Source organism: Pseudotenacibaculum sp. MALMAid0570 (genome assembly GCF_040151415.1).
GTDB lineage: Bacteria > Bacteroidota > Bacteroidia > Flavobacteriales > Flavobacteriaceae > Polaribacter.
Map to the genome: position 1 here is coordinate 123,942 of NZ_JBDKWF010000045.1, position 21,213 is coordinate 145,154.

18 protein-coding genes and 5 tRNA genes are annotated in these 21,213 nt (G+C 32.9%); 5 read left to right on the plus strand and 18 right to left on the minus strand.

What is annotated here, in order from left to right; translation table 11 throughout:
* Nucleotides 1–14 precede the first annotated feature (14 nt).
* From rplK to AAON49_RS03870, 18 genes are all read right to left on the minus strand, one after another.
* Nucleotides 15–452, minus strand: coding sequence for a 50S ribosomal protein L11 (rplK, locus tag AAON49_RS03785; RefSeq protein ID WP_349552757.1), 438 nt, complete (start codon nucleotides 450–452; stop codon nucleotides 15–17).
* A 74-nt stretch (nucleotides 453–526) separates the two neighbouring features.
* Nucleotides 527–1,075, minus strand: a complete 549-nt coding sequence (gene nusG / locus AAON49_RS03790) for a transcription termination/antitermination protein NusG (RefSeq protein ID WP_349552759.1) — start codon at nucleotides 1,073–1,075, stop codon at nucleotides 527–529.
* 9 nt (nucleotides 1,076–1,084) lie between these two features.
* Complete coding sequence (gene secE / locus AAON49_RS03795) at nucleotides 1,085–1,273, minus strand: preprotein translocase subunit SecE (protein ID WP_349552761.1); 189 nt, start codon at nucleotides 1,271–1,273, stop codon at nucleotides 1,085–1,087.
* A 14-nt stretch (nucleotides 1,274–1,287) separates the two neighbouring features.
* Nucleotides 1,288–1,360 (minus strand) — tRNA-Trp (locus tag AAON49_RS03800).
* 76 nt (nucleotides 1,361–1,436) lie between these two features.
* Nucleotides 1,437–2,624 carry an elongation factor Tu gene (gene tuf / locus AAON49_RS03805; protein WP_349552763.1) on the minus strand — a complete coding sequence of 396 codons (1,188 nt, stop codon included), beginning with the start codon at nucleotides 2,622–2,624 and terminating at the stop codon, nucleotides 1,437–1,439.
* A gap of 66 nt (nucleotides 2,625–2,690) precedes the next feature.
* A tRNA-Thr gene (locus AAON49_RS03810) sits at nucleotides 2,691–2,763 on the minus strand.
* A 19-nt stretch (nucleotides 2,764–2,782) separates the two neighbouring features.
* Nucleotides 2,783–2,855, minus strand: a tRNA-Gly gene (locus AAON49_RS03815).
* Nucleotides 2,856–2,902: 47 nt separating this feature from the next.
* Nucleotides 2,903–2,985: transfer RNA gene (locus tag AAON49_RS03820), tRNA-Tyr, on the minus strand.
* A gap of 27 nt (nucleotides 2,986–3,012) precedes the next feature.
* A tRNA-Thr gene (locus tag AAON49_RS03825) sits at nucleotides 3,013–3,086 on the minus strand.
* Nucleotides 3,087–3,182: 96 nt separating this feature from the next.
* A complete protein-coding gene (locus AAON49_RS03830; RefSeq protein ID WP_349552765.1) occupies nucleotides 3,183–3,491 on the minus strand; it encodes an HPF/RaiA family ribosome-associated protein in 309 nt (102 codons plus the stop codon).
* Between the two features lie 5 nt (nucleotides 3,492–3,496).
* Nucleotides 3,497–4,387, minus strand: a complete 891-nt coding sequence (locus AAON49_RS03835; RefSeq protein WP_349552767.1) for a tyrosine-type recombinase/integrase — start codon at nucleotides 4,385–4,387, stop codon at nucleotides 3,497–3,499.
* A 92-nt stretch (nucleotides 4,388–4,479) separates the two neighbouring features.
* Entirely contained in the window at nucleotides 4,480–4,677 is a 198-nt protein-coding gene (gene rpsU / locus AAON49_RS03840; protein ID WP_349552769.1) for a 30S ribosomal protein S21, read from the minus strand.
* Between the two features lie 92 nt (nucleotides 4,678–4,769).
* A complete protein-coding gene (locus AAON49_RS03845; protein ID WP_349552771.1) occupies nucleotides 4,770–5,936 on the minus strand; it encodes an acyl-CoA dehydrogenase family protein in 1,167 nt (388 codons plus the stop codon).
* Nucleotides 5,937–5,957: 21 nt separating this feature from the next.
* The gene (locus AAON49_RS03850) at nucleotides 5,958–6,842 is read right to left on the minus strand and encodes a ComEA family DNA-binding protein (RefSeq protein WP_349552773.1); all 885 of its coding nucleotides are present in this window, start codon (nucleotides 6,840–6,842) and stop codon (nucleotides 5,958–5,960) included.
* Between the two features lie 51 nt (nucleotides 6,843–6,893).
* The gene (locus AAON49_RS03855; protein WP_349552775.1) at nucleotides 6,894–8,492 is read right to left on the minus strand and encodes an alanine/glycine:cation symporter family protein; all 1,599 of its coding nucleotides are present in this window, start codon (nucleotides 8,490–8,492) and stop codon (nucleotides 6,894–6,896) included.
* A gap of 85 nt (nucleotides 8,493–8,577) precedes the next feature.
* The gene (locus AAON49_RS03860) at nucleotides 8,578–9,474 is read right to left on the minus strand and encodes an SDR family oxidoreductase (RefSeq protein ID WP_349552777.1); all 897 of its coding nucleotides are present in this window, start codon (nucleotides 9,472–9,474) and stop codon (nucleotides 8,578–8,580) included.
* The gene (locus AAON49_RS03865) at nucleotides 9,474–10,475 is read right to left on the minus strand and encodes a potassium channel family protein (RefSeq protein ID WP_349552778.1); all 1,002 of its coding nucleotides are present in this window, start codon (nucleotides 10,473–10,475) and stop codon (nucleotides 9,474–9,476) included. The genes AAON49_RS03860 and AAON49_RS03865 overlap by 1 nt, the downstream gene beginning before the upstream one ends.
* Nucleotides 10,472–10,699: a PspC domain-containing protein gene (locus tag AAON49_RS03870; protein ID WP_349552780.1), complete on the minus strand. Its 228-nt coding sequence runs from the start codon at nucleotides 10,697–10,699 to the stop codon at nucleotides 10,472–10,474. Before AAON49_RS03870 ends, AAON49_RS03865 begins: the two co-directional genes overlap by 4 nt.
* Nucleotides 10,700–10,854: 155 nt before the next feature.
* Between AAON49_RS03870 and uvrA the strand changes: the two genes are divergently transcribed.
* The 5 genes from uvrA to AAON49_RS03895 all read left to right on the plus strand — a co-directional run bounded on the left by uvrA (nucleotide 10,855) and on the right by AAON49_RS03895 (nucleotide 21,127).
* Nucleotides 10,855–13,677 (plus strand): excinuclease ABC subunit UvrA, encoded by a 2,823-nt coding sequence (gene uvrA / locus AAON49_RS03875; protein ID WP_349552782.1) that lies wholly within the window; start codon nucleotides 10,855–10,857, stop codon nucleotides 13,675–13,677.
* Between the two features lie 26 nt (nucleotides 13,678–13,703).
* Nucleotides 13,704–14,411: an LOG family protein gene (locus tag AAON49_RS03880; protein WP_349552783.1), complete on the plus strand. Its 708-nt coding sequence runs from the start codon at nucleotides 13,704–13,706 to the stop codon at nucleotides 14,409–14,411.
* A 3-nt stretch (nucleotides 14,412–14,414) separates the two neighbouring features.
* Nucleotides 14,415–15,740 (plus strand): T9SS type A sorting domain-containing protein, encoded by a 1,326-nt coding sequence (locus tag AAON49_RS03885; protein WP_349552784.1) that lies wholly within the window; start codon nucleotides 14,415–14,417, stop codon nucleotides 15,738–15,740.
* Entirely contained in the window at nucleotides 15,741–18,557 is a 2,817-nt protein-coding gene (locus AAON49_RS03890) for a gluzincin family metallopeptidase (protein WP_349552786.1), read from the plus strand.
* A 116-nt stretch (nucleotides 18,558–18,673) separates the two neighbouring features.
* Complete coding sequence (locus AAON49_RS03895) at nucleotides 18,674–21,127, plus strand: alpha-ketoacid dehydrogenase subunit alpha/beta (protein WP_349552787.1); 2,454 nt, start codon at nucleotides 18,674–18,676, stop codon at nucleotides 21,125–21,127.
* Nucleotides 21,128–21,213 lie beyond the last annotated feature (86 nt).

Genomic DNA, 21,213 nt, shown 5'->3' on the forward strand with positions numbered 1-21,213 from the left:
ATTTTTTATAAAGTTTATGCAGGTGCATTACCTTTAACTGTTAATCCCATAGAGCGAGCTGTTCCAGCGATCATTTTCATTGCAGACTCAACAGTAAACGCATTTAAGTCTACCATTTTATCTTCAGCAATTACTTTAATTTGATCCCAAGTAACAGATGCTACTTTCTTTCTGTTAGGTTCACCTGAACCCTTCTTGATTTTTGCCGCTTCCATTAATTGTACTGCAGCAGGTGGAGTTTTAACTACAAAGTCAAATGATTTGTCTTTGTATACATTAATAACAACTGGTAATACTTTACCTTGCTTGTCTTGAGTTCTTGCATTAAACTGCTTACAGAACTCCATAATGTTAACACCAGCAGCACCTAGAGCGGGTCCAACCGGTGGCGACGGATTCGCAGCACCTCCCCTAACTTGTAATTTAACTACTTTACTTAACTCTTTTGCCATTTTACTAAATGTTTAAAATTGATGTGTTTTAAATTGGAAGCTAAAAACACATCGGTCATATATTTGTGTAACAATTATATTTTTTCTACTTGCATGTAACTAAGCTCTAATGGAGTTTTACGTCCAAAAATCTTAACCATGACTTCTAATTTTCTCTTTTCTTCATTTACCTTTTCGATAGTTCCATCAAAACCATTAAAAGGTCCATCTACAACTTTTACAGTTTCTCCTACTGTATAAGGAATTGCAACATTTTCATCTTGTACAGCTAATTCATCAACTTTACCAAGCATTCTGTTAACTTCAGACTTACGCATTGGTACTGGATCACCTCCTTTTGTTTCACCTAAGAAACCAATTACTCCTGTAATTGATTTAATTACGTGAGGAACTTCTCCAGATAAGTTAGCTTCTACCATAATATATCCTGGGAAATAAACTCTTTCTTTGTTTATTTTTTTCCCATTTCTAATTTGGATTACTTTTTCTTTTGGAACCAACACCTGACTCACATAATCAGAAAGACCTACACGAGCTATTTCAGTCTCTATATAAGACTTTACTTTATTCTCTTGTCCTCCGATTGCTCTCACAACATACCATTTCATTACAGAATCAGCCATAGTTCTTATTTAAAATAATTTGAAAAAGTTATCTAACCCTTCTTGAAAAACATAATCAACTCCAGCAACACCTAATGCGAACAAAATTGTGAAAATTGCTACAGTTACTGTAGTTTTTTGCGCATTCTCTCTAGAGATCCACGTCATGTGATTATTTAATTCTTCAAAAGAGTCTTTGATATATTGTATAAAGTTCATTTGTTTTTTATTTGCACGGGTTGAGAGGCTCGAACTCCCGACACCTGGTTTTGGAGACCAGTGCTCTACCAACTGAGCTAAACCCGTCTCTATTTATTCATAAAGGCGTCCCGAAAAAATCGGGACACCTTAATAATTAAACTTATTTTTATTGACTAAAAAATTAGTCTAAAATTTCAGTTACCTGACCAGCTCCAACTGTTCTACCTCCTTCACGGATAGCGAAACGTAAACCTAAGTTTAACGCGATTGGTTGGATTAAGTCTACTGTGATAGTCAAGTTATCACCAGGCATTACCATTTCAACTCCATCAGGTAAGTTAATGTTACCTGTTACGTCAGTTGTACGCACGTAGAACTGTGGACGGTAGTTGTTGTGGAATGGAGTGTGACGACCACCTTCTTCTTTCTTAAGGATATAAACCTCAGCTTTGAATTTAGCGTGTGGAGTTACAGAACCTGGCTTACAGATTACCATACCTCTTTTAATGTCAGTCTTCTCAATACCTCTTAATAAGATACCTACGTTATCTCCAGCTTCACCTCTATCTAAAATCTTACGGAACATCTCAACTCCAGTAATTGTAGAAGTTAATTTTTCAGCTCCCATACCGATAATATCTACACCATCTCCAGTATTAGCTACACCTGTCTCGATACGTCCTGTTGCTACAGTACCACGACCAGTAATAGAGAATACATCTTCGATTGGCATTAAGAAATCTTTATCAACCTCTCTTAATGGCTCTTCAATCCAAGAATCAACTGCATCCATTAATTCCATTACAGTATCAACCCATTTTTCTTCTCCGTTTAAAGCTCCTAAAGCTGAACCAGAAATTACAGGTCCGTTATCTCCATCATACTCATAGAAAGAAAGTAATTCTCTTACTTCCATATCAACAAGCTCTAATAATTCTTCATCATCAACCATATCAACTTTGTTTAAGAAAACAACGATACGTGGAATACCAACCTGACGACCTAATAAGATGTGCTCACGAGTTTGTGGCATTGGACCATCTGTAGCAGCAACTACTAAGATAGCTCCATCCATTTGAGCAGCACCAGTTACCATGTTTTTTACGTAATCCGCGTGACCTGGACAGTCAACGTGTGCATAGTGACGGTTAGCAGTTTGATACTCTACGTGAGAAGTATTAATTGTGATCCCTCTTTCTTTTTCTTCTGGAGCGTTATCGATTTGATCGAAGTCCTTTACTTCAGAAAGACCTTTTTCTGCTAAAACTTTTGTGATAGCAGCAGTTAAAGTAGTTTTACCGTGATCTACGTGTCCGATAGTACCAATGTTTAAGTGTGGTTTCGAACGATCAAAAGTTTCCTTTGCCATGATTGTTTAATTTTAATTCTTCTTTAAATATATTTAGTGTATAAAATTTTACTCTTAATAAAACAGAGCCAATGACGGGATTTGAACCCGTGACCTCATCCCTACCAAGGATGCGCTCTACCAACTGAGCTACACCGGCTGTTGTTGGATTTTATTAGAGCGGGAGACCGGGTTCGAACCGGCGACATTCAGCTTGGAAGGCTGACGCTCTACCAACTGAGCTACTCCCGCAATTTAATTTCGAATCATAAATTCGAAATTATAAATTAAAGTTTTTGTGGGGAGAGCAGGATTCGAACCTGCGAAGTCGAAAGACAACGGAGTTACAGTCCGTCCCATTTGGCCGCTCTGGAATCTCCCCAAAAACTTTACTATTTTAATGAACTTGAGCCGATAGAGGGACTCGAACCCACGACCTGCTGATTACAAATCAGCTGCTCTAGCCAGCTGAGCTATATCGGCTGTTTTTATAAAAAAACAATCCGTTATTTCTAACGGACTGCAAATGTATAAAGTTTTTTTTATTTCTAAAACTTTTTATATTCTTTTTTTATCTTTTTATGACACTAAAGAATCCCTTAATTTTTCTTTGGTTTTCTTAAGTCTTCTTTTTAAGGATTCTACAGCTGTACTTACTCCTTCTTCAAAGGTTTTAAACTGCTTTTTAACGACCAATTCATTTCCAGGAACATTAATCTTTATCTCAGTGATCTTGTTTTCCTTCGCACTAGAGTTTTCTAGCTTAAAAAAAACTTCAGCGTCTACAATCTTATCATGAAACTTTGCCAAGGACTCAACTTTCTTTTGTGTAAAGCTTAGTAATGTATTAGAAGCATTAAAATTGATTGATTGCGTATATACTTTCATAAATCCTATTTTTTATCGCTCCTAGGGTGAGCTTGGTTATACACTTTTTTTATTTGTTCCAAGCTATTGTGGGTATAAACTTGGGTTGAGGCTAAACTTGAATGCCCTAGTAATTCTTTAACCGAATTTAAATCAGCTCCTTCATTTAGTAGATGTGTTGCAAAAGAGTGCCTTAGTATGTGAGGACTCTTTTTTACTTTAGAAGAAACGTTACTAAAATAGTTATTTATTACTCTATAAACAAGTGTTTCATAAATTTTATTACCCTTTGAAGTAATAAAGAGATAGTCATTTTTTGGAAGCAACTCTTCTCTCTTTTTTAAATACTTTTCTAAACTCTTGCCAGTTGTTGATAATAATGGCACTAGTCTTTCTTTATTTCTTTTCCCTAAAACTTTTACTAGTTTTGAAGAAAAATCAATTGAATTCAACTTAAGATTTATCAATTCTATCCTTCTCATCCCAGTTGAATAAAACATTTCAACTATTAACTTATTTCTTATTGCTTCAAAAGTGTCTTCTGCCTGTATTTCTGAAATTGCCGCATCAACTTCTTTAACAGAAAATGGCACTTGAATTTCTTTAGACATTTTTAAAGCTTTATGGTTTGCTAAAGGGTTCTTTGTTATTTGTTTGGTTTTTTGCAAGAATTTATAAAATGATTTTAAAGAACTTATCTTTCTGTTTATAGATCTATTTGACACATTACTATCTACAAGATCTACAATCCAAGATCTTACCTGAGAATAGTTTACTTTACCTATTGCTTCTTGATTATAATGTATCGAGCAGAAATCTTTAAATGAATTCAAATCATTTTTATAGGCTGTTATCGTATGACGAGAATATTTTCTCTCTAAGGAAAGGTAATCTAAAAAAGCCTCTATTTGATTCATATAGTTCTAGATAAATCAAATTTACAAATTATAAATAATAAAAAAGCCCATATCATTTTTGATATGGGCTTATATATTTCTTTTGAAAAAGTTTATCCAACTTCTTCTTGCGTTCTTAGTCTTTGAATGTAAGACGCCTTAATCTTTTGAGCTCTTTTGGCAACTGATGGCTTCGTAAAATGCTTTCTCTCACGTAAGTTCTTCATTGTCTTTGTACGATCAAATTTTCTTTTGAAACGCTTTAATGCTCTATCGATATTTTCTCCTTCTTTTACTGGAATAATTAACATATGTTGGCACCTCCTTTCATCTGTGTCTTTTAAATTTTGGACTGCAAAGATACGAGGTTTTTTTAATTGACAATTAATAACTTATTAATTTTTTATGTCGCGGGTTTGTACTCTTTTTTATCAATTATCATTTTGGCGATTACTTCTTTAAGAATTTCAGATGTACCTCCTCCAATAGGACCTAATCTACTGTCTCTTAATAATCTAGCCATTGGATACTCTTCCATATAACCATAACCTCCTAATAATTGTAAAGCTTCATAAATTACTTCATCAGCTATTTTTGTAGAAAGCAACTTAGACATGCTTGCTTCTTTTACTACATAATCTCCTTCATTTAGTCTCTTAGCAATAGTATAATTAAACTCTTTACACATTTCAACCTGACTAGCCATTTCAGCAACTTTATGTCTTAATGCTTGAAATTTATCTAAAGTTTTTCCAAAAGCTTGTCTTTCTGACATATAATTGATTGCATATTCTACAGCGTATTCTGCTCTAGCATGTGCATTAATCCCCATAACTAATCTTTCCAAAGCAAAGTGCTGCATGATATAAGGAAACCCTTTCCCTTCTTCTCCCATTAAATTTTCAGCAGGAATCTTTACATTATCAAAAGCAATTTCACCTGTATCAGAAGCTCTCCATCCTAGCTTATCTAATTTAGTAGAAAAAATTCCTGGAGTATCGCGGTCAATTACAAAAATTGACATTCCTGCATGTTTTGAATCTTGGTCCGTTTTGGCAGCTACTACAAGATAGTCTGAATAAACTCCATTTGTAATAAATGTCTTAGAACCATTGATTATATAATGGTCTCCTTCCTTAACAGCAGTTGTTCTCATTCCTGCAACATCAGACCCTCCAAAAGGCTCTGTGATACATAAACAACCTATTTTTTCACCATTAATACTTGGCGTTAAGTATTCTCTTTTAATACGATCATCTCCTTCTTTATTAATATGAGTCATTGCTAGGTAAACATGTGCCCACATTGCAGCGGCAAAACCACCAGAGTTTATTTTCTGAAGTTCTTCTAGGAAAATTACCATATAGAAAATGTCTAAATCTAAACCTCCATATTCTTCTGGGTAACTCAATCCAAAGTATCCCATTTCTCCAAATTTGGTCCAAATGAATCTTTCTATTGTTCCTGTTTCTTCCCATTTATCAATGTGAGGAACAACTTCTTTTTGCAAAAAATCTCGAAAACTTTCTCTGAAAACTTCGTGTTCTTCAGTAAAATACATATTTGCCATTAAGCGGTTTTTGTTGTTTGTCTATTCAGCCAACAAATATAAGACTATTCTCTCGTATTTTTCTAGTGGAAAACCCTCTATATTCTTCAATTCTGAAATAGATTGTAGTTCAGCAACTTCATCACGGAATTCAAATATCTTTACACACAATTCATAATCTATATATGGAATTGCTAAAACTTCTTTAAAACTGGCAGTATTTACATTTACTTTTTTAATTGTAGGTTTTGTAATTATAGAAAATGTTTCAAGTATTTTTTTTCCTACTTTTCTTTTTAAACCCCAAACTTCAAATAACTGATCGGGGTATGAAAAACCCTGAAGCTTTGTTCTGTATTTTATAATTCTTTCTGAAATAACATCATCTACCTCATTTATGACCAAGAAATCATTTTGAGTAGCTAGATTCAAGTCTTTTGTTGAAATTTTGCTTTTGTCTTTTGCTGATGAAAAATTGAAGTTACTTTTATTACTTTTTATTTTCTTCTTCTTTGTCCAATCAGGAAACTTAAAATAAGGAGAAATGGCATTTAGCAAGCTGTCAGAAACTTTAGTTACTGTTTGAAACTCTTTTTTAGAATTCACATACTTTCCTTTAGTTCTATACAAATGCAGTCTATCTATCTCTTCTGGAGACATTCCTAATTGATATCCTTTGTAATCTGAAATAAAATTTGGATTAAAAGGATATATCTTAGGTTTCCTTTTTTCTAGCTCTAACAATTTTAAGCTATCGATCTGGTTTTGAAAAGCAATAACATTTGAACTCTTGAAATTGTAGTGACTTTCTGATTCAAAACTAATTGAATGATATAAAAACTGAGTTAACAAGATGATAACTACCAAAAACAAAATCCCATTTCGTTGGTTTTTTGTATACCAGAAATGGGATTTCAATTTTTTCATTTTTTCTTTTTCTTAGCGCCAATAAAATTTCCTACAGTAGAGACCTAGCTATCAAGCTTTACTGGTCTTTATTGCATCCATATATCTTCTTAATTGTTTCTTAACTACTGGGAACAAGAAGTATAATCCAATCATATTAGGAAAAACCATTGCAAAAATCATTGCGTCTGAGAAAGACCAAATAGATCCCATACTAGCAGCAGCACCAATAACAACAAATATTAAGAATAATACTTTATAAGCTAAATCTGCTTTTTTACCTCTTCCAAACAAGAACTTCCATGATTGTAATCCATAATAAGACCATGAAATCATTGTAGATACAGCAAACAATACTACTGCAACAGTTAAGAATATATTAGAATAAGGAATATATTGAGCAAAAGCTTTAGAAGTAATTCCAGCTCCTTGCACAACTTCTCCAGCAATCATAACAGCCCCACTACCATCTGCACTAACATCAGCTCCATACTCAAAATGTCCACCAAAGTTAAAGATGATAATTACCAAAGCAGTCATTGTACAAATCACTACTGTGTCAATAAAAGGTTCTAACAATGCTACTAGCCCTTCTGAAGCGGAATATTTTGTTTTAACCGCTGAGTGTGCAATTGACGCAGAACCAGCTCCTGCTTCATTTGAGAAGGCAGCTCTTTTAAATCCTACTAAAAGAACTCCAATAATACCTCCAACTCCAATAGCTGTTGGATTAAATGCTTCAGTTACAATTAAAGAGATTGCATCATCAACTAAAGAGAAGTTAGCACCTAATATATATAAACATGCAAGAATATATAGTACAGCCATAAAAGGAACTACTTTTTCTGTTACTGAAGCAATTCTTTTAATTCCTCCAATAATAATAACTCCAACTGCAATAGCTAATACAACTCCAATCCAAAATCCAGCTGCGGTACTTTCTAACCCCATTAATTCTTTTAAGACAACAGTAGCTTGGTTTGATTGCGCTGCATTTCCTCCACCAAAAGATCCTCCAATACAAAAGATTGCGAATAATACTGCAGCTATTTTACCAAGTATTTCAAATCCTCTTTCTTTGAGTCCTTTACTAATATAATACATAGGACCTCCATAAACAGTCCCGTCTTCTCCAACATCTCTATATTGCACTCCTAAAGTACATTCTACAAACTTTGTAGACATTCCTAACAATCCGCAGACAATCATCCAGAAAGTTGCTCCTGGTCCACCTAAAGCAATTGCTAAGGCTACCCCAGCAATATTTCCGTTACCAACAGTTCCTGAAACAGCTGTTGCTAATGCTTGGAAGTGTGATACTTCTCCTTCTTCACTTTCGTCTTTAATAGTATCCTTGATATCTCCATCAATTGCCAATTCTGGGTTTACAGTTGCATGTTCAAGATCATCATATTTTCCTCTTACAACATTAATAGCTGTAAAAAAGTGTCTAAAGTTTGGAAACTTAAAGTAAAGTGTAAAAAAAGCTGCACTCGCAACTAATAAAACTAACACAAAAGGTGTTCCGAAAACCTCAAAAAATATCACATTACTAAAGAAATCTGAAACTGGCTTAAAAGCTTCATCAATCTTCTGATCTAATCCTTTTTCTTGTGCGAATGTTAACATTGGTACCACTAATAGTAGTAACGAGAGAAGTCTTTTCTTCATGAGAAATAGTTGTTTTTAATTTTTGTAGTTCGCAATATCATAAAAAAATGAGCTTCTAACAACTTTTGGGCGTTAAAAGTATTTTTTAAGGTAAGGTTTCTTTGAATCTCACCAAGTCTTCTTCAAAAGACTTCGGATAAAAACCTAATTCTTTATTAGTTTTAGATAAATCAAAACCTGTTTTAGCAGGTCTTGCAGCTTTTTGGTTTAATGTTGATGTTGATATAGGCATTATCAAATCTTTATTCAAATCAAATGCATCCGCAATCTGTCTTGCAATTTCGTAGATACTTAACAGTTTATTGCTAGAAATATTAAATATTCCTTTTGCTCTTTTATCTATAGACATTTTACATGCTATTGCTAAGTCTTCAACATAAGTAGGCATGCGAAATTGATCATTAACTATTGTTATTTCTTTATTCTCTTTTAACATATCTCTTACCCACAAAACGATATTATTTCTTCCTAAATCGTGAACAATTCCATAAACTAAAATTGTTCTCAAAATAGTATAATCAATAGTAGAATTTGTTAAGACAGTTTCAGATTTTAACTTAGACAATCCATAATAACTTAAAGGATTAGGCTTATCTGTTTCTTTGTAGTAGCCTTGTGTTCCATCAAAAATAAAATCTGTAGAAATATGAATTAAATGCGCTTTTAATTCTTTGCTAATTTGCGTCAAAAACCTTACGGCTTCTACATTTAATAAGTCGCAATTTTCCTTCTCATCTTCACATGCATCAACATTAGTCATTGCTGCGGTATTCACTATAAAATCTGGCTGTATTCTAAATAAACATTTTTTTAATTCATCTTCATTCGTGACATCAATATTAACATACTCAAAATCATCTCTACCACTTCTATTCTTACCTCTAGAAAGTCCTATGACTTGATATTTTTCAGATTCTTTTAAGAGTAAATTTACCAAGGTTTGCCCTAGCAATCCATTACTTCCAGTAATTGCAATCTTCATTAAAAAAGTTCTCTAAGTTTTGTGATTTGTTCTGGTCTTCCTAATACAATCAAATGTGAATCTTTAACCAATTCTATTGATGCTTCTGGGTTGATCAAATAACTTCCCTCTGGTGCTTTAAACCCTATAACGGTACATCCAGTTTTTTTTCTTAAATCTAAGTCCAAAATTGTTTTATCTAGATATTTTTCTGGGAGATCATTAACCGATATTTCTTCTAAATTCGCTGTAGTTTCACCCTCTATCGTTAATCTTCCTACAAATTCTATCACATCAGGAGTTACAACTAAAGAAGCCATATGATCACCTCCCAATTTATCAGGCATGATCACGTTATTAGCACCAGCGATTTTTAATTTGTCATATGAACTTTCGTTAGAGGCTCTACTTATAATTTTACAATTTGAATTTAATTGTCTAGCGGTTAATACAACAAATAAATTATCAGCATCTGAAGGTAATGCAGTAATTAAGTTTGCTGCTTTTTCAATTCCAGCTCGTTTTAATACTTCATCAGTAGTGGCATCTCCTTGAACATTATAAATTCCTTTCTCTTCTGCCCTCTTTATTACTTCTTCGTTTTTTTCAACAATAACAAATTGTTTCTTATAGTTGTTCAATTTGATCATTGCTTGCTTTCCGTTTCTACCAAAACCACAAATAATAGTATGGCCTTCTAACTGTTCAATCTTTTTTTGCACTTTCTTCAATTTTAATTGTTGAAATAATTGTCCACTTACAATATACTCTGTAAAAGCTGAAACTGTATATCCAAAACTAATAATACTAGTAGTAATTAAGAATATTGTAAATAGTTTTTCCTGCTCATTTAAAGGCTCTATTTCTCCAAAACCTACGGTAGACACCGTTATTACCGTCATATACAACGCATCAACAAATGTATAATCAGACATCAACATATAGCCAACTACTCCAATTGTTAAAACTAACAACAGTAATCCTAAAGCGTTCCTTAATTTAGATTTAAAAACATGCTTCATAAGTCAAATACAGAGCTTCTTTTTGTATACACCATATCCTTTAATCGTAATAAAAAAGCAAGTGTGAGATAAAACCCAAAAGACAATCCCACAGTTACAAAGGAAATGTAAATGAAAAACAGCCTGACATTCAAAGCCCTCATTCCTAATCGATCTGCCAAACGAGAAGACACATGATACCCATGTCTCTCAAAAAAATGTCGAACAGAATGTACAAAGCTCATTTGTTAAATTTTAATGCAAGATACTCAAAAGTTAAAAGCCGCAAAGCAACAAAGGTTGAAAGTTTATATCTTATTACTATTAAACTTTGAGACTCCCTTGCTTTGCTACTCTCTTAGTATTCTGTAACTTTGCGTTTTTCTGAATTTTACCTACGTTGAAAGACCAAGAATACATTGAAGTTTTTGGAGCAAGAGCTCACAATCTTAAAAATATAGATGTTAAGATTCCACGTGAAAAATTAGTTGTAGTCACAGGGTTAAGTGGCAGCGGTAAATCTTCACTGGCTTTTGATACTATTTATGCTGAAGGACAAAGAAGATATATAGAAACCTTCTCTGCTTATGCAAGGCAATTTTTAGGTGGTTTAGAAAGACCTGATGTTGATAAAATAGATGGATTATCTCCAGTAATTTCTATTGAGCAAAAGACTACAAATAAAAGCCCAAGATCAACTGTAGGAACCATTACAGAAATTTACGATTTTCTCCGACTTTTATTCTCTAGAGCTTCTGATGCTTACTCATACAATACTGGTGAAAAAATGGTAAGCTATAGCGATGAGCAGATTAAAAAACTTATCCTTTCTGAATTTGAAGGAAAAAGAGTTGCTATTCTGTCTCCACTAATTAAATCAAGAAAAGGTCATTATAGAGAACTATTTGAACAAATATCTAAGCAAGGTTTTGTAAGAGCTAGAGTTGATGGCGAGATTATTGAGATTGAAAAAGGAATGCGCTTAGATAGATACAAAACTCATGATATTGAAGTTGTAATAGACCGTTTAGTAGTTAGTTCTGATATTGAAAAACGATTAGAAGAAACTATTAAAACAGCTTTATATACTGGAAACAACATCTTAATGATTATTGATGTTGATGATGAAAAACCTCGTTACTTTAGTAGAGAACTGATGTGCCCCACAACTGGAATTGCATATCCAAATCCTGAGCCTAATACTTTTTCTTTTAATTCCCCTAAAGGTGCTTGTTCAAATTGTAATGGATTAGGGATAACTAATGAAATAAACTTTGATAAAGTAATTCCAGATAATACAATTTCTATTAAAAATGGAGGAATTATTCCTTTAGGAGAACAAAAAAGCAGTTGGATTTTTAAGCAATTGCAACTTATTGCTGAACGTTATGACTTTAAGCTAAGTGACCCTATAAAATCAATCCCTAAAGAAGCTTTGGAAATTATCCTAAATGGAGGAAATGAGAAATTCTCTGTAGCATCTAAAGCCATGGGAATTACTCGAAATTATGAAATAGACTTTGAAGGGATTGTATCATTTATTGAAAATCAATACAAAAATAGCGAGAGCACATCTATCAAACGCTGGGCTAAAGGCTTTATGGATGAAGTCACTTGCTCTTCATGTGAAGGAAAACGCTTAAAGAAAGAAAGTCTACACTTTAAGATAGATCAAAAAAACATTAGCGATCTTGCAAAGCAAGACATTAATGAATTAGCTGAATGGTTTATTAACATAGAATCTAGATTGAGTGAAAAACAGTTGGTCATTGCTACTGAAATCTTAAAAGAGATCAGAGCTAGAATACAATTCTTACTAGATGTTGGATTGGATTATCTAACTCTAGACCGAACTTCCAAATCGCTATCAGGTGGTGAAGCTCAAAGAATACGACTGGCAACTCAAATTGGTTCTCAACTTGTAGGAGTACTCTACATCTTAGATGAACCAAGTATAGGTTTACATCAACGTGACAATCAAAAGTTAATAGATTCTCTTGTAAAATTGAGAGATATCGGAAATTCTGTCCTAGTTGTAGAACACGACAAAGACATGATAGAGCATGCTGATTTTGTCTTAGATATTGGACCTGGAGCAGGAAGACATGGTGGCGAAATTGTTAGTGAAGGAACTTTTGAAGATCTTAAAAAACATAATACACTTACTGCTGATTATTTAGCTGAAAGAAAACAAATTGAAGTCCCAAAAAAGCGAAGAAAAGGAAATGGCAAATCCATAAAAATAAGTGGAGCAACTGGTAATAATTTAAAAAATGTATCGGCTGAATTCCCTCTTGGGAAAATGATTTGTGTTACTGGAGTTTCTGGAAGCGGTAAATCAACATTAATCAACGAAACACTCTACCCTATTCTCAATAAACACATCTACAGAGCTGTAAAAAAGCCAATGCCGTATAAAAAAGTTACTGGGATTGAAAATGTAGATAAAGTAATAGACATTGATCAATCTCCAATAGGAAGAACACCAAGATCTAACCCAGCAACATACACTGGTGTTTTTAGCGAGATTAGAAGTTTATTCTCTAAAACACCAGAAGCATCTATCCGAGGTTATAAACCTGGGCGTTTTTCTTTCAATGTTAAAGGAGGAAGATGTGAAACGTGTCAAGGTGGTGGTGTACGAGTTATTGAAATGAACTTTTTACCCGATGTTCATGTAGAATGCGAAACGTGTCAAGGGAAAAGATTCAACAGAGAAACTTTAGAAATTCGTTACAAAGGAAAATCTATTTCTGACGTACTTCAAATGACCATCAATCAAGCTGTTGAATTCTTCGAACATATTCCTAAAATACACAACAAACTTAAAACCATTAAAAACGTTGGCCTAGGCTACATAACGCTAGGTCAACAATCTACCACACTTTCTGGAGGTGAGGCACAACGTATCAAGCTTGCTTCTGAATTATCAAAAAGGGATACTGGAAATACATTTTATATTTTAGACGAACCTACCACAGGGTTGCATTTTGAAGACATCAGAGTACTAATGGAAGTACTAAACGAACTTGCTAACAAAGGAAACACAGTACTTATTATTGAACACAACATGGATGTAATTAAATTAGCAGATCATATTATTGATATAGGAATGGAAGGTGGAAAAAAAGGTGGTCAAGTATTGTGTACTGGAACACCAGAACAAATTATTAAAAACAAAAAAAGTTATACAGCTAAGTTTTTGGAGAGAGAATTACATTAACTTTGCTTATCTAAACTATACAGATTATGACGAATGACGACAGAAAAATTAGAGAAAAACTACAACAAAAAACTTGGAACGAAATAAAAACCAACGACTCTTGGGCGATCTTTAAGATCATGTCAGAGTTTGTTGATGGGTATGAAAAGTTAAGTAAAATAGGACCTTGTGTTTCTATTTTCGGTTCTGCAAGAACAAAACCTGGAGATGAGTATTATGAATTAGCAGAAGAAGTTGCTTTTAAACTTACTCAAAATGGTTACGGTGTTATCACTGGAGGTGGTCCAGGTATCATGGAAGCAGGTAACAAAGGTGCACACAGAGGAAAAGGTGTTTCTGTAGGTTTAAATATAGAACTTCCTTTTGAACAACATGATAACCCTTGGATTGATAGCGATAAAAATCTTGAGTTTGATTATTTCTTTGTTAGAAAAGTAATGTTTGTAAAATACTCGCAAGGTTTTATTGTAATGCCTGGAGGTTTTGGAACCTTAGACGAGCTTTTTGAAGCCATCACTTTAATTCAAACTAAGAAAATTGGAAGATTCCCAATTGTTCTAGTTGGGTCTTCTTTTTGGAGCGGCTTATTAGATTGGGTTAAAGACACTTTACTTGCGCAAGGAAATATTAGTGAAGGTGATTTAAAACTTTTTAGAGTTGTTGACACAGCAGATGAAGCAATTGAGCATTTGAATAAATTCTACGCGAAGTATAGTCTCAAACCAAACTTCTAAATAATGACTTTATTAACAAGTTTTAAAAGAGCATTATTGTTCTTTACATTATTGCTGCTTGGTTTTCAGAGTTTTGGACAAACTCGTATCAAAGCAATGATGTATAATTTATTAAATTACTCTAACTCTACTGTAAGTCAGAATAAAACTCCTTTTTTAAAAACTGTATTGGATGAAATCCATCCTGATCTTTTCATGGTTTGTGAATTAGTAAACGAAGCTGGTTCAAACTATATGTTTAACAATGCTATTGTGCCTCATAATTCAGATTTTGAAAAAGCTACTTTTCAAATCAATCAATCTTCTGGAGCTAACCTTCAACAAATGGTTTATTACAACTCCAAAAAACTTGTTTTAGAGACTAGCAGAGTTATTGTTGCTGATACAAGAGATATCAATCATTACACATTTAAAATAAATACAGAGAATGTTGCTACCAACCCTATAAGACTGGAAGTTTTTGTTAGTCATTTAAAAGCTTCTACTGGAAGTAGCAATAGACAAAGAAGATTAGCCTCTGTTGAAGATTTTGTGGTTTCTTTAAATGACATTCCAGAAACTAGTTATGTTCTTTTTGCTGGAGACTTTAATTTTTATTCTAGTAACGAAGAAGGTTACCAAAGGTTAATTGACGGAGGCAATAGAGTTGTTATGATAGATCCCATTAATAGACCCGCAACTCCCTTTCCAAATAACCCAAGTGTAACAGATCCTTTTACCTTTTACAGTTCTAGTTCCACCTATTTTTGGAGAAATAGCTCGTATGCAGACATTCATACTCAATCTACTAGAACTTCCAATACTGGTTTAATAGATACTAGCGGAGCTTTAGGTGGATTAGACGATCGATTTGATTTTATCATGATGTCAGAGAATTTCAATACGAGTTCAGATTTATTTTATGTAAATAACAGTTACCAATCCATAGGCAATAATAGCAATTGTTATAATTTAAGTATCGATAACTCAAATTGCAGCGGAACTTATTCGCAAAGTTTACGAGATGCCTTATTACAAGTTAGTGATCACTTACCTGTGGTAATGGAAATAGAGACTCCTCAAAACACATTATCAACTGAAAGCTATTCACAAATAGTACAATTTCAGAATTCAAATATTGTTGAAAATTCTTTAGACCTTAAGTTTAGCAACAATTTAAAGATTAAAGATTTAAACATATACAATACCAATGGGCAATTGATAAAGTCTGTCAAACTTAAAAATGTTCCTGAAAATACATTAACAATTGATGTTCAACATCTTTCTAAAGGGATTTATTATCTTTCGGCACAAAACTTGAACAAACCAATAAAGTTTGTAAAGATTTAATTGAGGAAACTAATACCCATACAACTTTTTCTACTTCTTTTTTTTGCTCATACTCATGGGCAAGAACATACTATTTCTATAGAAGCACAATTAGATGACAAAAAAGATATTCTAAAAGTTCAACAAAAGATAATTTTTGTTAACGATTCCGATTCTACTTTTACAGAAATTTTCTTACACAATTGGGCCAATGGTTATAAAAACAAAAAATCACCTTTGGCAAGAAGACTTATAGAAGATTACGACAAATCATTATATTTTGCTAAAGAAGAAAACCGAGGTTATACAGATATAAAAAATCTTACAATTGATTTTGAGAATAATTCGTTTCAAGATTTAGACGATAATCAGTCAGATGTTGTAAAAGTAGCTCTCAAAAAACCTCTTCCACCAGGAAAGTCTATTGAAATTAATATTACTTATGATATAAAAATTCCTAACGCAAGTTTCACAGGTTATGGAAAAACAAAAACTGGTTACCTCTTGCGCTACTGGTATTTAGTTCCAGCAGTGTATAAAGATGGTAAATGGAAGATTATGAACAATCTTAACATGAACGACTTGTTAAGTAACGTAAGCAATTACAACATAAAGTTAGTGCTTCCAAAACACTTCAATCTTAACTCTAACCTTTACGAATACAAGACACCAAAAGGTGATTATAACGAATACTTACTGGTTGGGAATAAAAAAACAGAAGCAGTTCTAAGTATAGACATCTTCGACAATTTTAAATCTTTTAAAACCAAAGACATTAATATTGTTACTGATCTTCATTTAAAAACTATTGACCCAAAACTGAGTACTGACATACTTAATAGACAATTACTGTTTATCAAGCAATACCTTGGAAAATATCCTCATAAAGAAATTTTTATCGATAGAATTACTCAAAGTAAGAATCCTATATACGGTTTAAATCAATTACCACGGTTTATCAGACCGTTTCCAGATGTCTTTGAGTGGGATTTAACCATGTTAAAAGCCCTATCAAAAAAATACATCGAAAGCACAATGCTTTTAGACAGAAGAAAAGACTATTGGCTTACAGATGGTTTGCAATCCTATTTGATGATGGAATATGTTTCTAAACACTATCCAGAAATAAAGCTAGCAGGTAATGTTGCCAAGATATGGGGATTTAGAAGCTTTAACTTTTCTAAACTTTCCTTTAATGATAAATACCCTTTTGTCTATCAATTTAGCGCGAGACAATTCTTAGATCAATCTTTAACAACAAGATCAGATTCTTTGTCAAATTTTAATCGAAAGATTGTAAATAAGTACAAAGCAGGACTGGGTTTACGATATTTAGCAGATTATATTGGAGACACCATTATCAAAGAATCCTTTCAAGAATTCTATCTTAAAAACAATTTGAAGTACAGTAATAGTAAAGAATTTGCAAAGATTGTAAACTCTAAAACAGACAAAAATATTGAATGGTTCTTTGGGAATTACCTTAATACAAGTAAGAAGATAGACTACACCATTAAAAAAGCCATAGAAAAGAATGATTCTGTTTATGTTACCATAAAAAACAAACGAAACATTACAGCTCCAGTTGCTTTATATGGAGTTAAAAAAAAGAAAGTAAAATTCAAACAATGGCTAGAAGGGATTGACAGCGTAAAAACAGTAGCAATTCCAAAAGGAGATTTTGATCGCGTCTCTTTAAATTATGAAAACTCTTATCCAGAATTTAACTCCATGGACAATTGGAAAAAAATTGGAAAGAACTTGTTAAACAAACCTGTTCGTTTTAAACTTTTTAAAGATATAGATGACCCTTATTACCACCAAATATACATACAGCCGCAAATTAAATACAACTTCTATGACGGTGTTTTAATCGGATTAAAAACACACAACAAACCTATTCTAAATAGAAACTTTCAATTTACGATTACCCCTTTATACGGAACAAAAAGTACTTCTTTAAATGGAACCTTTGTTACTAGATATGTTCAATATTTTGAAGATTCTAAAATCAATAGAATTATTTATTCTCTATCTGGAAGCAATTTGCATTATACAGAAGATTTATCGTATAACACCTTTAACCAAAGTGTAACTGTACAATTTAGAAGGAAAAGTTTACGAGATGTTGGATCAAGTTTTTTGCAAGCTAGACTTCTAAACATCAACAGAGAACTCGAAGAAGGTTCAACCAGAACAGATTCAGACAAATACAGCATTTTTAAGCTTCGCTATTTTTACAATAAGCCAGACATTATCAAAGGTTTTCAATATTCAATAGGAACCGAGATTGGAAGTGAATATTCAAAAGCTATAGGAGAAGTTCGCTATCGTAAGTTAACCGCTAAAAACAGGCAACTAGATTTTAGAATATATGCAGGTGCTTTTTTAACAAATAAAACAGATTCTGATTTCTTTAGTTTTGGTTTAGACAGAGCTAATGACTATTTATTTGAATTAAATTATATTGGACGTTCTGAGAGTTCAGGTCTTTTTAGTCAACAATTTTTACTCGCAGAAGGAGGTTTTAAATCGAAATTAGAAGAACGTTTTGCCAACCAATTTATGGTATCATTCAATTCAAGTATCGGTTTATGGCGATGGTTAGAGTTATATAATGATGTAGCTTTTCTCAAAAATCGAGACAGGAAAGTTTTCTTTGGTTATGAAAACGGAATCCGATTTAATTTTATCAATAATATTTTTGAATTCTATTTTCCTCTCTACTCAAATAACGGTTGGGAAATTAATCAAAGTGCTTACGCAGAAAAGATCCGTTTTGTACTACAATTAAATCCAAGAGCTATTTTTAATTTTTTTAGAAGAGGTTTTTTATAATATTCTTAAAAAACCACTATTTATGAGATGTTTTTTTACGAAAAACGCAATTATAAGATGAATTTTTAAATTTCATCTAAAAAAACTACCTTTGCAAAACATAAAAAACCTTGATCATGACGAACACTTCTACACAAACAAATACAAAGCAAATATCATTTAACGATTTTAAGAACGAGGTTTTAAATGATTACAAAATTGCTCGTATTAGTAGAGAGTGTAGTTTATTAGGTAGACGTGAGGTTCTTACAGGAAAAGCTAAATTTGGAATATTTGGAGACGGAAAAGAAGTTCCTCAGCTAGCATTAGCCAAAGCATTCCAAAATGGAGATTTCCGTTCTGGATACTATAGAGATCAAACTTTCATGATGGCAATTGGTGAGTTAGATGCTCAGCAATTCTTTGCTGGGTTATATGCCCATACCGATATCACTATTGAACCGATGTCAGCTGGAAGACAAATGGGAGGTCATTTTGCCACACACAGCATTAATGAAGATGGAAGTTGGAAAAACCTAATGCAACAAAAAAATTCTAGTGCAGACATCTCTCCTACTGCAGGACAAATGCCTAGATTGTTAGGATTAGCACAAGCTTCTAAAATCTATAAAAATGTAAAAGGATTAGAAAAACACACTAAGTTTTCTAATCAAGGTAAAGAGGTAGCATGGGGAACAATTGGAAATGCAAGTACAAGTGAAGGAATTTTCTTTGAAACTATTAATGCTGCTGGGGTAATGCAAGTTCCCATGGTGATGAGTGTTTGGGATGATGAATATGGAATATCAGTACACGCAAAATATCAAACTACAAAAGAAAGCATCTCAGAAATATTAAAAGGATTTCAAAAAGAGAACGACACAAATGGTTATGAAATCTTTGTTGTTAATGGTTGGGATTATGTTCAACTAGTTGATACTTACAATAAAGCTTCTCAAATAGCTAGAGAAAAACACATTCCAGTATTAATTCACGTAAAAGAATTAACACAACCTCAAGGTCACTCTACATCTGGATCTCATGAAAGATATAAAAGTAAAGAACGTTTACAATGGGAACAAGATTTCGATTGTATTGCAAAAATGCGTGAATGGATTTTAGGTTTTGAATTAGAAGGTGCCAATGGAGAAACCTTAAAATTTGTAGAATCTGAAGAAGAATTAATTGCCATAGACAAAAACGCAAAAAAAGAAGTAAGTGCTGCAAAAAGAAATGCTTGGAATGCCTTTATTGGTGAGATTAAAAATGAAGTTACAGAAGCTGCATCTATCTTAGATAAAATAGCTGCAAAAAGTTCTAACGGAACTTTTATTACCAAGTTAAAAAACGATTTAATTTCAATTGCAGAACCCATTAGAAAAGATGTTTTATCTACAGCCAGAAAAGCATTACGATATGTAAAAGATGAAAATCTTAATGAGAAGATTGAATTACAAAACTTTATCAAATCATCTATTCATGATGCTTATGATAAATATTCTTCACATCTTATAAGTGAAACTGAAGATTCTGCTTTAAATATTCCAGAAGTAAGTCCTGTTTATGGAGAAAACTCCGAAGCAGTTGATGCTAGAGTAATTATGCGTGATAATTTTGATGCATTGCTAACAAAACATCCTGAAGTCTTGGTTTTTGGAGAAGATGCAGGTAAAATTGGAGATGTAAATCAAGGATTAGAAGGATTACAAGAGAAACACGGTGAATTAAGAGTTTCAGATACTGGTATTCGTGAAGCTACAATTTTAGGACAAGGTATTGGAATGGCAATGAGAGGTTTAAGACCAATTGCAGAAATACAGTATCTAGATTATCTTCTATATGCACTACAAATAATGAGTGATGATTTGGCTACCTTACGTTATAGAAGTTACGGAAAGCAAAAGGCTCCGTTAATTATTAGAACTAGAGGACACAGATTAGAAGGAATTTGGCATTCTGGCTCTCCAATGGGTGGTATCATTCATAATGTAAGAGGAATCCATGTGTTAGTTCCAAGAAACATGACAAAAGCTGCAGGTTTTTATAATACATTACTACAAGGAGATGATCCTGCTTTGATTGTAGAATGTTTAAACGGGTATCGTTTAAAAGAACAATTACCATCAAACTTAGGCGAATATACCACTCCTATCGGTGTAGTTGAAACAATCAAAGAAGGAACAGATATTACAGTTGTTTCTTACGGATCTACATTGCGATTAGTAGAGGAAGCTGGAAAAGAATTAGCTCAAGTAGGAATCAATATTGAAATTGTTGATGCTCAAAGTTTACTTCCTTTTGATATAAATCACGACACTGTAAAATCTGTTGCTAAAACCAATAGATTGTTAGTAGTTGACGAAGATGTCCCAGGTGGTGCTTCAGCTTATTTATTACAAGAGATCGTAGAGAATCAAGATGCATATCAATATTTAGATAGCAAACCTGCAACTTTAACTGCAAAAGCTCATAGACCAGCTTATGGAACTGATGGAGATTATTTCTCAAAACCATCAACAGAAGATATTTTTGAAAAGATTTACGAGATAATGCATGAAGCAGATCCAAATCGATTTAAACCACTGTATTAAAAATAACATCTCAAACATTTCTGTTTGAGATTTTTTTTAACATTTAGATAAAGGTTGGATTTCTTATTTTAGAGGTCTAAACAACC

What these genes read in the sequence shown, in the direction of transcription:
- rplK (WP_349552757.1), bottom strand. Translation starts at nt 452, where the DNA reads ATGGCAAAAGAGTTAAGTAAAGTAGTTAAATTACAAGTTAGGGGAGGT.
- nusG (WP_349552759.1), bottom strand. Translation starts at nt 1,075, where the DNA reads ATGGCTGATTCTGTAATGAAATGGTATGTTGTGAGAGCAATCGGAGGA.
- secE (WP_349552761.1), bottom strand. Translation starts at nt 1,273, where the DNA reads ATGAACTTTATACAATATATCAAAGACTCTTTTGAAGAATTAAATAAT.
- tuf (WP_349552763.1), bottom strand. Translation starts at nt 2,624, where the DNA reads ATGGCAAAGGAAACTTTTGATCGTTCGAAACCACACTTAAACATTGGT.
- AAON49_RS03830 (WP_349552765.1), bottom strand. Translation starts at nt 3,491, where the DNA reads ATGAAAGTATATACGCAATCAATCAATTTTAATGCTTCTAATACATTA.
- AAON49_RS03835 (WP_349552767.1), bottom strand. Translation starts at nt 4,387, where the DNA reads ATGAATCAAATAGAGGCTTTTTTAGATTACCTTTCCTTAGAGAGAAAA.
- rpsU (WP_349552769.1), bottom strand. Translation starts at nt 4,677, where the DNA reads ATGTTAATTATTCCAGTAAAAGAAGGAGAAAATATCGATAGAGCATTA.
- AAON49_RS03845 (WP_349552771.1), bottom strand. Translation starts at nt 5,936, where the DNA reads ATGGCAAATATGTATTTTACTGAAGAACACGAAGTTTTCAGAGAAAGT.
- AAON49_RS03850 (WP_349552773.1), bottom strand. Translation starts at nt 6,842, where the DNA reads ATGAAAAAATTGAAATCCCATTTCTGGTATACAAAAAACCAACGAAAT.
- AAON49_RS03855 (WP_349552775.1), bottom strand. Translation starts at nt 8,492, where the DNA reads ATGAAGAAAAGACTTCTCTCGTTACTACTATTAGTGGTACCAATGTTA.
- AAON49_RS03860 (WP_349552777.1), bottom strand. Translation starts at nt 9,474, where the DNA reads ATGAAGATTGCAATTACTGGAAGTAATGGATTGCTAGGGCAAACCTTG.
- AAON49_RS03865 (WP_349552778.1), bottom strand. Translation starts at nt 10,475, where the DNA reads ATGAAGCATGTTTTTAAATCTAAATTAAGGAACGCTTTAGGATTACTG.
- AAON49_RS03870 (WP_349552780.1), bottom strand. Translation starts at nt 10,699, where the DNA reads ATGAGCTTTGTACATTCTGTTCGACATTTTTTTGAGAGACATGGGTAT.
- AAON49_RS03880 (WP_349552783.1), top strand. Translation starts at nt 13,704, where the DNA reads ATGACGAATGACGACAGAAAAATTAGAGAAAAACTACAACAAAAAACT.
- AAON49_RS03885 (WP_349552784.1), top strand. Translation starts at nt 14,415, where the DNA reads ATGACTTTATTAACAAGTTTTAAAAGAGCATTATTGTTCTTTACATTA.
- AAON49_RS03895 (WP_349552787.1), top strand. Translation starts at nt 18,674, where the DNA reads ATGACGAACACTTCTACACAAACAAATACAAAGCAAATATCATTTAAC.